We start from the raw sequence: 12,508 nt of genomic DNA, 5'->3' as shown, positions 1-12,508 counted from the left end.
TATTGGACGGATTATTTTCAAATTCCTCTATAAAAAAGGGAGGTCATACAATTGTGAAATTTGTACAAGAACGAAGATTAACTGTCAAGACAACTTTTTCAAAAGAATACAAGATTTTTATTTTTGGTTTACTCATTTCACGAATCGGGGATTCACTATATACTTTTGCACTGCCTTGGATTGCCTATCAATTAACTGGTTCAGCTGTAATTATGAGTTCTTTATTTGCTGTTAACGTATTGCCAATCGTTTTATTTGGCCCTTTAGTTGGTGTACTAGTTGATCGATATGATCGAAAAAAGTTACTTTGGATGGCGGATATTACCAATATTATTTTAGTAAGTCTCGTACCAATTTTACATGCATTACATCTATTAGAAGTCTGGCATTTATACGTAATTACTTTTATCTTAGCAGTTATGTCCATGCTTTTTGATGTAACAACAGTTACAGTCATTCCACACATCGCAGGTGCATTATTAACGAAGGCTAATTCTTTATATCAAATGGTTAATCAATTGGCTAGTTTGTTTGGTCCAATCATAGCTGGGCTTTTCATATCTTTTATTGGCGGCTTTCAAGTACTTTGGATTAATGTTCTTTCATTCATTGCTACATTAATTGCTGTGATTATATTACCTTCTATGAAAAACTTAAATAAAAAGAATACTGATAAAAAGACATTGCAAAATGTACTAAATGATTTGTTTGATGGATTTAAATGGCTCATAAATGATCGGTTAAATATAGCTTTGTCACTTCAAGCTATGGTAGGTAACTTTGGAGCAAGTGCTGTTTTAGGTGTACTTATGTATTATTTATTATCGACATTAAATCTTACCTCCGCACAAAGTGGTTATAATTATACTTTAATAGGAATAGGTGGGCTTTTAGGAAGCTTAATTGCCGTTCCTTTAGAAAAGAAATTTCGACGTGGTATACTTATTCCTTTACTCCTATTTTTGGGAGCGCTTGGATTAACATTTGCTTTGTGGAGTACATATTGGCTCGCTCCCGGAATTGCTTTCGGAATCGCGATGACATGTAATATCACATGGAATACGATTGTTACATCAATTCGGCAGGAAACTGTTCCATCCAATTTGCAAGGACGTGTTTTAGGTTTTTCTCGTGTACTTACACGATTATCTATGCCATTGGGGGCATTAGTAGGTGGAATTATTTCAGCCTACAATCCTGTATTTATATTTGCTTTAGCTGCTTTTACTAAAATAATTGAAGTATTTATTGCCTTATGTAGTCCGATACGAAAACTGTAAAGAGGAAAAATTATATATTTTGAGATATTCATAAAATAAAAAAGGCATAAAACATGCCTTTTTTATTACTTATTTGTTTATTGGATAACAAACTTCTGTAACCCACTTATTAGGATCCGCTTCCATCGCTGGGCTCACATGATAAATATTAAACATCGGGCCTGCTAATTTGTAACCCTCTGTCTCAATCCATTTTGCCGCAGCCTCATTTACAGCTGTCATCTGTTCATAACTTCCATTAACTGTTATAGAAGCTACATTAGTCGATTCCATATTTTTAAATGTAACGTCTTTTGTATTTTCGTGCTTACCTAGAATACTTAGCTGTATTTCTATATCTACATCATTTTCTTTGTATTCACGATCATGGAAAACCGCAATACTATAACTCGGTTGGGCAATACTAATATTTTTCATTTGAATTTCTTGCATTAATACACTCCATAAATCACCTTCGCAATTATACGATGGAATAATCTTTCTAACACTAGCTACAGTTCTTTCTGGAATTTCTTTTATTGAAACATGATAATTCATCTCAACAACATCCTCTCTCATCATTTTCATTGAGTCTTCGAGGAGACGTAATTGTTTTTGGAGGTTATTCATGTCTTCTTTAATTTGAGCACTACGATTTAAAAATTGCTCTTTTATGCTATCTATATTATCGCATTCTATTATTTCTTTGATGGTAGCAATATTAAACCCCATAGCTTTTAACGTTTGAATTTGATTTACTTTTTTTAATTGGTCTGCTGAATAAAATCGATATCCACTCTGCTCATCGACTTTTACTGGTTGTAGTAATTCCACTTTATCGTAGTGTCTCAACATTCGTATACTAATGGAAGATAGTTTTGAAAAATCCCCTATTTTAAACATGATTTCCTCCTATAAGTTACATCTACTTTGAAGCTCAACTTTATCTTAAACAATGACATTGTGTGAGGGTCAACTATTTTTAACGATTTAAATAACAATTTAACATGTTATATTTATATAATTAAAAACCTATATTCCTATTTTTATGACTACTGCAATTGACAATCCATCACTAGTTATTTTTCTCAAGACATTCATAAACCGCCATCATATCTCGTTTATCCAACTCACGTATGCGATTAAAAATTGGTATTTGTCCAACAGCTTCTGTTAATAAGCTTTCATTCACAACATCACTTACTTTTCCAGTTAACCACGTTTGTACATCCACGCCCTCAACAACTTCTTTTAACCCTTCGTCATTAATACCACTTGCATTACAAGTTACACATGGAATTGTTAGTTTAAAGACACCATCATGTAGATTATCTTCGGTTATCACTTTCTTACCTTTACAAAATGGACATGGATTACTCTTTTTAATTTTATTAATTTGGGTAACTAATTTTTTGTATCCAAACGCTTCGTATACATACGTAAGTTTTTTATATTTACCATTTGTGAAATACTTATCTATAATGGTTTCTCTCGTTTCATAAACATTAGGGAAATCACAAACAGTTACTTGATTATTAATACTAATGGATTCGATATTTCCTTTTATTTCGCCCCAGAATGGTAAGACATTTTGTAACACCATTTCATAGTTTGAAAAGCTTGCTTGTTCTAATTCAAACATCTTCAGTGCAACTTGTGCTTTTCTTGGCAATAAAGAAACATCTTCTGTCAATACCATATCGCCACCAACAATAGACTTCAATTTAACAAGTGCCGGTAAATCACCAACTGTTTTCAATACTTTATTAATAGGCTGATTGATTATTTCACGAATATCTACGTTACCAAATTTAAGTGGCTTATGATGATTTAAAACCGTCCCCTCACAAATTGGACATTTCATCATTTTTTTTGAACTCTTAATTTCTTCTTTAATAGGTGCTTTTGAAATAACAATATATCCACCAATAATTGTATTAAATCCTACCCATGTTCTGCGTGTCTTTCCTTTTTTATCATAAAATGATTTTTCAAAATATCCGTACCAAAACGTATGCTTTTCTTCTTCTGACATATCATTATAGCTCTTTGACAAATCGTGACCAATCTCATTTTTTATTTCTTCGAATAGAAATTCTATTTTTTCATGCTGATAAAATTTTAATACCTTCATGATTTCTGGATCGAATAGCCCATCCCAAAATGGAACACTTTTATCTTGAATGGCAATATCTTTATCAAAAACTTCAATTTGAAGACGTCCAGAACAAGATGGACAATGATTGTCCTGTGAATAGAAATCAAAACTTCTCGTATCTTTATTAATTGGATGAGTAGCTACAATATGATTAATTAATCCACCAATCTCATATAAGAAACTATATTGACTATATAAATGTCTTTCAAGATCAATAGCAATAACAGGTGCGATTGTATCAGATTCATATTCACCATAAATTAACCTAGCCATTGATGATAAACTTTTTAAAATACCGCCCTTATAAACATTTTCGGCATTTTTAAAATAGTTAATATGATTTTCTTCTAAATAGTGAACTCCTTTTTTCTGCTTAAGCATTGAAGAGATATTTATTTTCTTTGTGCTATTCACATTACTTTTTTGACGATAGTAATCCTCATGATTAACAACATCCAAATGCTCTACAGATTCATTCTGCCTTTTTCCAAAATCAACTATATAATCAGAGCTTTCTAACATGTAACGATTATGCTCAATCATAATGATAGAAACTGATTCATCTTGCAGAATACCTCTAATACTATCGATAAATTGATTTAAAATATTTTGTGATAAACCTTTTGAAGGCTCATCAAAAATGAATAATGTATGTGGATTTCTAGTGTTTGCAAATAATTCCGAAACTAAATGAACACATTGAAACTCACCTGTCGATAATGTTTGTGTTTTTCTCTCTAATGTTAAATAGCCAAGTCCTAATTTAATTAGTAGGCTCAAACGTTTATAAGCGATATCTTCATTTGGAAGTTCATCAATAATATCCTCAATCGAGCGCTCAAAAATATCATCAATGTCTTCACTATACTTTGTTAGTTTCTTTTTAATATCTAGGAAAGTTGCTACAGTTGATCGACTTGTAATTGATTGATTTCGGTCTTGTCCCACCATAACTAATTTATCTTTTGGATATCTTTTCAAGAAATCTGTAGCTAGACATTCATTGACAAGTGTAGATTTCCCACATCCTGATTCTCCTGTAACCGTTACAAGCCTGTTTTTAGGAATTTGAAACTCCTCCATTTGGATATTACGGCAATATAAATCATAGAATGTATAATATTCTGTTGGTATTTCTTTATTTCGATCCCACAGTATTGACTTTGGTCTTGGTGATTCTTTCACAATTTTCCCGCCATATTTTCCGCTACCAGGTCCAAAGAACAATTGCTCATCAGATGTATCTAGTACTGTATCTGAATGATCAATAAGCCAAATTTGATTTTTACACCCTAATCGTTTAATCTCTTCTAAAATTTGTAATAAAGTTTCATGATCAAGTCCAACTGAAATCTCATCAATAATAATTACAGCATTTTCACTTACTGCCATGAATTCGGCCAAATAAAGTCGTGTTAACTCTCCACCTGATAACGTACCCATAATTCGATTTAATGTTAAATAACCAATGTTCATATTAATAATATTTTGCAGTATATGCTGTTTTTCTTCACTAATATTTAACTCTTTTGCTAGTGAAAGAATAGATTCAACACTTAAATCATTAATATTTGAAATTGAATGTGGCTTGGCCAACAAATCAATTTCATGTTGTTCAATTTCTTCACTATAACGTTTTCCCTTACATTTTTTACACTCAACATTTTTTGTAGTACCACGGCCTTTACAACCAGTACACCAGCCTAATTGATTATTAAATGAAAAGACCTCTGGAGAAAGATTAAATACTTCAGCAAGTTTTTCCCGAACCTCTGTAAAAACACCAGTATGAGTACCAATCGTTGAACGCGGATTAGACGAAATCGATGATTTTCCTAGAAAAAGTACTAAAGGCATTTCTTCCATCTTAATGGCACTAAAATTTGTTTCCATAATGTTAGGAAATAAATATTGATATTCAGCCTTTGGTAATAAAGAAACTAATCGTTTTTTTGATTCTTCACCAATTGTTTGGCAAAAAGTTGTTTTACCCGATCCAGATAAACCAGCAATTCCAAACGATTTATTAAACGGTATAGTTGCATCTAATTTATTTATGTTATTAGCAATTAATTGATTTACTTTCATATTAACCTCTATTCTTATTTATTCACAAAAGCATTTTTACAATATAATAATTACATAATGAATATTACCTATTATGCAATTATCCTCTCACTTCATGAATCTTATCCTTGTATATTTCAAACCACTGTTGCCATTCATCTTTAGAAAATTCTTTCTCTTCTCCTTCTAAAACGAAAGAAAAAAGATTTAAACAAATATGCCAACCAGCTACATCTCTCGGTGTATGATCTGTTAATTCATGAATGTACTCTTTAAGAAGTAAAAGAGTACCATTTTCCTCATTATGTATTTCAAATCTGACACGGTCTTTATCCCAAGTAAATTCAAGTACTGAGTTTAGTTGACACTCTAAAATATCAATATTTATGAATGAACCGTCCATCATGTCGAACTTTATTATTCCAGCAGTTTTAAGGCTTTCAATCTGTAAATTGGGCATCCATTTTTTCAGCTTACTGTTTTCTGTTAATACAGACCAAACTTCTTCTGCCGTATATGGAAATTGGCGTTCAAATTTTACAATATATCCATCAGTTAGTTTCCTAATTTCAGCTATCATTTTGATTGTCTCCTTATACAGAATATATGTTCCCATTTCATTTTACACGAATATAAATATAAAATAAATATTTATGTCAACGAAGTGTTAATTTAAAGTGAATGGTGCTGAGAAAAACTTAAATATTTTCTAAATCGAATTATATAATATTGAAAATTAAATATAGATTTATGTACAAATAAAAAAGCCGCATTTGCGACTTATGAAATCATAGGATTAACTCCTTTTTTTGTTGAATGATTAGCGCTTAATCGCATCGACAATTAGCGATGGAAAACCAAGTTTATCGCCTTTATTTCTAGAATCATACCTTTTCGAACGGAAAATAACACCGTCGTTTGCATCCCATTCGTTGTAATAAAACCGACCATTTTCATCACAATATTCAAGTAAAACTACCTCGAATCCAGCAGTTTCAAACATTTTCGTTAATGTTATATAATTATGAACGATTTTATGACTTGCTGCTGGATGATCTTTCGGACCGGGGCCCCCTATTTGAACTATATTTTGATATGCCTCATCCTGAAAGAATGCATCAGGGACTCCGCACCGAATATGACCAGATGGTTTTAAAAATTCATAACAAATTTCAGCTGCTCTTACACCTTCTTCAAAAGTAAGGTGTTCCCATACATGCTCAGCTAAAATAGCTGAAATAGAGTTGTATTCAAATCTTTCTTCCCACGTAGCTTTATCTAGTAAGTTAAGTTCATCTTCTTGCGTTTGAATCCAACCTGGATTATTATTAAACACTCCAGCTCCGACAACTACTTTAATTTCGTCTTGTTTTATTGCCACCATGTTCACCTCTTAAACATTTTAATTCATTAATATATTCTATGTTTACTATTATCCTTCCTCCTTTAACAAATTTAGTACCATGAGTCCAGTACAATACCGAACTCATGTCCTAAAAACTCTCTAACGTAACAATCTGTCTAACTCTATAAAATTAGTTCATAATATACGATTTTTCTTACAGAAATATAGCACACCAAACATTAGCATAATACCAATTACGTAAAAAATTGTTGTTCCGCTCCCACCAGTATTAGGAATTACCCAATTATTCTTCGCATTTTTCACTGTTATTTTTTGTGTCTTTACTGCTTCTGTAATTTCTATTTCTATTGGATCCCTAAGTAACATATATCCGTTTGGCGCTTTTATTTCTTTTATCGTATATTTTCCAAGTACTAATTGACTGGAAATCACCTTTCCTTTTTCATCCGTTGTTAATCTAGCCACTTCTTTACCCTCTTTATCTAAGACTTGAAATATAGCGCCTTGTAGTTTTAAATTGATATCCTTATCATCAACTTTCTCAATTTCAAATTGTCCAGTCGGATCTGGTAATTTCTTATTTCCTATTTTAATTTCTACTACTGCATCTTTTTCTACTTTTACAGTTATTTTTTCTTTTAATAATTCGTAACCTTTAGGTGCTTCTACTTCCACTAAGGTATAATTTCCTATTGGTAAGTCTTTTGATACTACTTCTCCTTCTTCATTTGTTACTAGTTCTCCAACTATTTTTCCTTTTGAATCTTCTATATGAAACTTTGCCCCTGCTAGTTTTTTATTTTTATCACTTATGTCTACTTTCACAAGCTTCATTTTCCCCATTGGATCTGGCAATTTCTTATTTCCTATTTTAATTTCTACTACTGCATCTTTTTCTATTTTTACAGTTATTTTTTCTTTTAATAATTCGTAACCTTTAGGTGCTTCTACTTCCACTAAGGTATAGTTTCCTTTTGGTAAGTCTTTTGATATTACTTCTCCTTCTTCATTTGTTACTAGTTCTCCAACTATTTTTCCTTTTGAATCTTCTATATGAAACTTTGCCCCTGCTAGCTTTTTATTTTTATCACTTATGTCTACTTTCACTAACTTCATTTTTCCCATTGGATCTGGCAATTTCTTATTTCCTATTTTAATTTCTACTACTGCATCTTTTTCTACTTTTACAGCTATTTTATCTTTTAATAATTCATAGTCTTTTGGCGCTTCTATTTCTACAAGGGTATAGTTTCCTTTTGGTAAGTCTTTTGATATCGCTTCTCCTTCTTCATTTGTTACTAGTTCTCCAACTACTTTTTTATTTGAATCTTCTATATGAAACTTTGCTCCGATCAATTTTTTATTAACATTATTACTATCAACCTTTTTTATTTTTATTTTTCCTGTACTAGGCTTGTTCCAATGTTGCCAGTTAAATTTGAAATTGTGAAATTCAAATCCACCAGTTTGTTGTACCGCACCGACAAATGCTTGTCCATTAATCGAACCGCCTTTTGTTTCTAATACAGCATTGGGGGCAAACACACTACCAACGACACCATATCCCTCTGTTATAATTTTTTTCGCATTTGGAAAAACCCAAATCACTTTCCCATATAGCTCAGTAAACGGGGAATTAGGAGAATATGGTTGTGATGTAGGAACTATATCTGTAGCCCTTCCAATATTGTTCGTGTCATATAGAATAGACCCATTTTTAAATGTAACCTCTGTTGCATCCGAATACATAACAATAAAATCTTTGTCCTTAGCACTCGGTAAAAATACATCTCTTATATCTAAATTAATTTTCCCTGTCAATTCTGATGAAACATAAATATTAGGATTGTTTATATCTTTTCCGATTCCATGACTCATATTTGGAATTGGGGTATTTGTTTTATATTGACCTGCATTTTTACTGACTTGGTTCACTATATTGCGAAATTCATTAAATTTCGCGTCAATTTCTAGTTTTTCTTTATAAACGATACGATCATAAGAGGATTGTATGATGCGATCTGGATCACTCTCTTTTGTCATTACGACTATTCCGTTTTGAATGATAAAAGATTCTTCTCTTGATTTCTTAAATTTTCCAGACAATAACAAGGACGGATATCCCTCATCAACCCATTTTTCACCTACTATATTAGATGTTCCCGCTGCAGCACCTACAATTGTATACCCCGATGCATCCATATCACCTTGAACTGCAATTGCTCCTTCAATGTCGCCACCTATTGCTTTATGGTTACCAAAGACAACAGCATTATAGCGCGATATATCACCTAGACCTTCTAAGTTTGTCGTGGATCCATATACTTCTTTTGGTACATATATGACAAAACTTACACTTAACATTAACAAAACAATAAAATGAATACTTACCAGCTTTAATCGTAGCCTCAATTCCTTTGTTCCCACCTTTACCGTATTTTTTCTATAGTCGAATAAAATGAAATTTTTATTAATGATGATTTACTTCAATCCCCTATATACCTTCTTTACTTATCTCTGAATTTACGGTCCCACTTCCCATTAATGCAGGATAAATACATACATTCTATCGAGTAAACCTTTTCTTATAAATTACGACTATAAACACACATAACAATAGGAGTGGAACTATTACAGTCCACTTATTAAACATAAATATCTCTGTACTCACTTTTTGTTTTTCTTTCTCGTTTAACTCCACACGCTCACCTCGAACTAGCAATCTATTGGTGTTTACTCCATAAGGCGTACACGTAATTAAAGTTGTATAATCTTTATTTTCTACAATTTGTAGATCTTCCATTTCGTGTGGTAACACTACTTTAATTTGATCTACTTTATAAGCAAGAACTTTGTCTAAAGAATGAATATAAAAAAGATCTCCTTCACTCAACTTATCTAAATCTGTAAATAATTTTGCTGATGGTAAACCACGATGCCCTGTTAAAATAGTGTGCGTATTTTCTCCACCTACCGGGAGCGAAGAAAAATCTAAATGACCTATCCCGCGACTTAATACTTCCTCAGAGGTCCCTTGATAGATTGGCAGTTTTATATTAATTTTCGATATTTCAATATACCCCATTACATCTCCTAAATTTAACGCATCAGCATACGCTTGATGATTACTTTTTTTTTCAGAAAATGGATCTGTAAATGTTTTCGCAGAAGTTTGAACTTGTTTATTATATTCGGCTGCTTCTTTTTCCCTACGTTCGACTTCTTTCTTTTGTAATGCTTTAATCTTCTTATCGTAAGAGCTAATCTCAGAATAATGTGCACGGGTCGCCAACCAATTACTAATAGTAGGATATAAAAAAATACCTAATCCAAATAAGAAAATACCTCCCAAAACAAGATTTCGTTTCATATTTCCACCTCTGTATACGCTTAAATATCGAAAAGAGGAAAGCATTTTGCTTCTCCCCTTTTCATATGGTTACATGTTCCTAAAATCTTAATTTCTAGCAAACTTTTTTCTAAAGAAAACAAATGCCGCTGTAAGCATTAAAGTAAGGCCTATTACAGTAAAAAGAGTCGTTCCTATACCACCCGTTACCGGAAGAATCCATCCACTTTTATTATTTTCAATCGTCAATTTAACTGTTTGATTATTTTCACTAATCTTTACATCAATGGGGTCTTTTAATAATTGATAAGATGCTTTTGTACCATCTTCTTTTGTATATGTTGGTGCTTTCGTTTCAAAAATTTGATAGTCTCCATATGGAATGTTAGACCATTTAATAACACCATTTTCATCTGATACACCTGTTACTTCTTTTCCTGCTACGACAACTATTTTTCCATTATTATCTTTAAGTACAAACTCTGCACCTTTTAATTTATTCTTATTAGCACCATCAATTTTTGTTAACTCAATTATTCCAGTTGTCGGAATAACAACTACGGGTTTAGATTCCTTTTCTCCAATTACATCATTTTTATTTGAAAAATGTATTTTTGCTGTATTGAAAATTTCCGAACCAGATGGTACTCCTTCTTTTACTTGAGATTTAATTTGCAAATGAAATTCTTTTTTACCATCTAATTTTGTGAAATCTTTTACTGTAGCTGTTACTTTTTGACCTTCTATAGCTACCTCTACAATGCTTGCATTTACTTCTGCTCCATCAATTTTCACGATTGGCTTTCCTTGAATCACTAAACGATTATCCAAAGTATCTGTTACCACATATTTTTTATATTCCTTAATGTCTTCTGGAATTAATGTTTTAATATCATAATTATAATTAGTTAACGGATTGATTGGTAACGCTTCCAATTTTCCGTTAATCTTTTTATCAATTGTTGGTTCTTCATAGTTTTTCACTTCTAATTTAACTACTGTACCAGAAGTAATAGTTCCATCTTCATTAATTGTTCCGGAGTTCTTAACAAAAAACTCACGTTTAGTTGGATCTATTACATAGCCTTTCGGAGCTTTTGTTTCTTGGAAATAGTATTCTCCATACACCAATCCTTGCACGCGAATATGACCATTAGCATCTGTTACTAACTCTTTTTTCACTTCTGTACCGTCTTTTTTAAATAAAGAGAATACTGCACCTGCTAATGCTTTTTCATTTACACCAGTTTTTATTAAATCCACTGCACCACGTTTAATCTCATTTTTGGGATACATGTGAACATCATAGTTTAGCACCTTACCCTCTTTATTTGTTAATGGAATATCCACTGTATACGTATTGGGATTTAGATTAACATGTGGAGGTCCTGCCACTTCTTTCACCTCATAACGTCCTAGCGGAAGATCTTTTAATACAGCTTGTCCGTTATCATCTGTTACTACTTGATTTGGAGTGGCTCCCATTACAGGTTTCACGTCTTCTTTTACGATTTTCCCATCGTTTGAAATTTTTTCAAAAGAAGCAACCCTTTTTACTTCAAACGTTACACCTTTTAATGGTTTCACATCCTTTGGCACCTCTTGATTTGCAGAACCGTCACCTTCTAGTCCCTGCGCTCCATCTTTTTCTTGTTCATACTTATGAATCGTTAAAGTACCTTTAGATGGTGAATCTGCCTTTACTAATACACTAGACCATGTAGAAAATGTTAAGAATAACACTAAAAGCACACTAAATATTTTTTTCATTTCTCTTATCCCCTTTACTACTTCTATCATTTTAAAAATTTCTTTATTACTATTACCTTCTTAAAAGCAATAGTGTGCCAAGTATCAGATTTAAACGAATAACATAAAACATAGTCGTCCAACAATCCATTGTTTACAATCACTTATTCACTTTTCTTATCTTCTATTATTACGTTGTCTCTCCACATGATATATGTAATTTTCTCCCCTAAATTACACGTATATCCCTATTTCAAGAATCATTACATTTGTTACATAATAGCTTTCACCGCTAATTTCGACTATTCACTTACTGTCAATCTATTCATTTCTCACTTCCTATCCCGATTTAAAATCCAATCTTAATCATTTTTTAATACATATAAGTAATAACCAACAAATAAGTGTGACGATTCATATTTTACGTTACTGTCCAAAACTATTACCTGTATATTCAAATAATATGTGCTATTCATGTTAAATTATGGTATTATTCTTAGAAGTTTATAACTTTTATTTATATTTTTTATTGATAAAGGTTTTCCGTATCTACTTATGAA

Annotated in this window: 8 protein-coding genes; 1 reads left to right on the top strand and 7 read right to left on the bottom strand. The window is 31.8% G+C overall.

Translation table 11 applies throughout. From position 1 onward, the window contains the following. The first annotated feature begins 53 nt into the window (after positions 1-53). A complete protein-coding gene (locus tag M1D73_RS12600) occupies positions 54-1,280 on the top strand; it encodes an MFS transporter (RefSeq protein ID WP_121868535.1) in 1,227 nt (408 codons plus the stop codon). 69 nt (positions 1,281-1,349) lie between these two features. Here the strand turns inward: M1D73_RS12600 and M1D73_RS12595 are convergent, their stop codons facing one another. The 7 genes from M1D73_RS12595 to M1D73_RS12565 all read right to left on the bottom strand — a co-directional run bounded on the left by M1D73_RS12595 (position 1,350) and on the right by M1D73_RS12565 (position 11,969). Beyond that, positions 1,350-2,162 carry a MerR family transcriptional regulator gene (locus M1D73_RS12595; RefSeq protein ID WP_000472617.1) on the bottom strand — a complete coding sequence of 271 codons (813 nt, stop codon included), beginning with the start codon at positions 2,160-2,162 and terminating at the stop codon, positions 1,350-1,352. A 172-nt stretch (positions 2,163-2,334) separates the two neighbouring features. Next, entirely contained in the window at positions 2,335-5,505 is a 3,171-nt protein-coding gene (locus tag M1D73_RS12590) for an ATP-binding cassette domain-containing protein (protein ID WP_121868534.1), read from the bottom strand. A gap of 79 nt (positions 5,506-5,584) precedes the next feature. Further along, positions 5,585-6,064: an SRPBCC family protein gene (locus tag M1D73_RS12585; protein WP_000559863.1), complete on the bottom strand. Its 480-nt coding sequence runs from the start codon at positions 6,062-6,064 to the stop codon at positions 5,585-5,587. Positions 6,065-6,304: 240 nt separating this feature from the next. Beyond that, complete coding sequence (locus M1D73_RS12580) at positions 6,305-6,868, bottom strand: class I SAM-dependent methyltransferase (protein ID WP_000225721.1); 564 nt, start codon at positions 6,866-6,868, stop codon at positions 6,305-6,307. Positions 6,869-7,024: 156 nt separating this feature from the next. Then, positions 7,025-9,262, bottom strand: a complete 2,238-nt coding sequence (locus M1D73_RS12575; protein ID WP_134207913.1) for an MSCRAMM family protein — start codon at positions 9,260-9,262, stop codon at positions 7,025-7,027. A gap of 154 nt (positions 9,263-9,416) precedes the next feature. Then, positions 9,417-10,220, bottom strand: coding sequence for a class C sortase (locus M1D73_RS12570; protein ID WP_168732378.1), 804 nt, complete (start codon positions 10,218-10,220; stop codon positions 9,417-9,419). Between the two features lie 87 nt (positions 10,221-10,307). Continuing rightward, positions 10,308-11,969, bottom strand: coding sequence for a SpaA isopeptide-forming pilin-related protein (locus tag M1D73_RS12565; protein WP_075677047.1), 1,662 nt, complete (start codon positions 11,967-11,969; stop codon positions 10,308-10,310). Positions 11,970-12,508 lie beyond the last annotated feature (539 nt).

The organism is Bacillus sp. PK3-067, from assembly GCF_056738645.1.
This window is presented reverse-complemented; position numbering and strand designations above follow the sequence as displayed.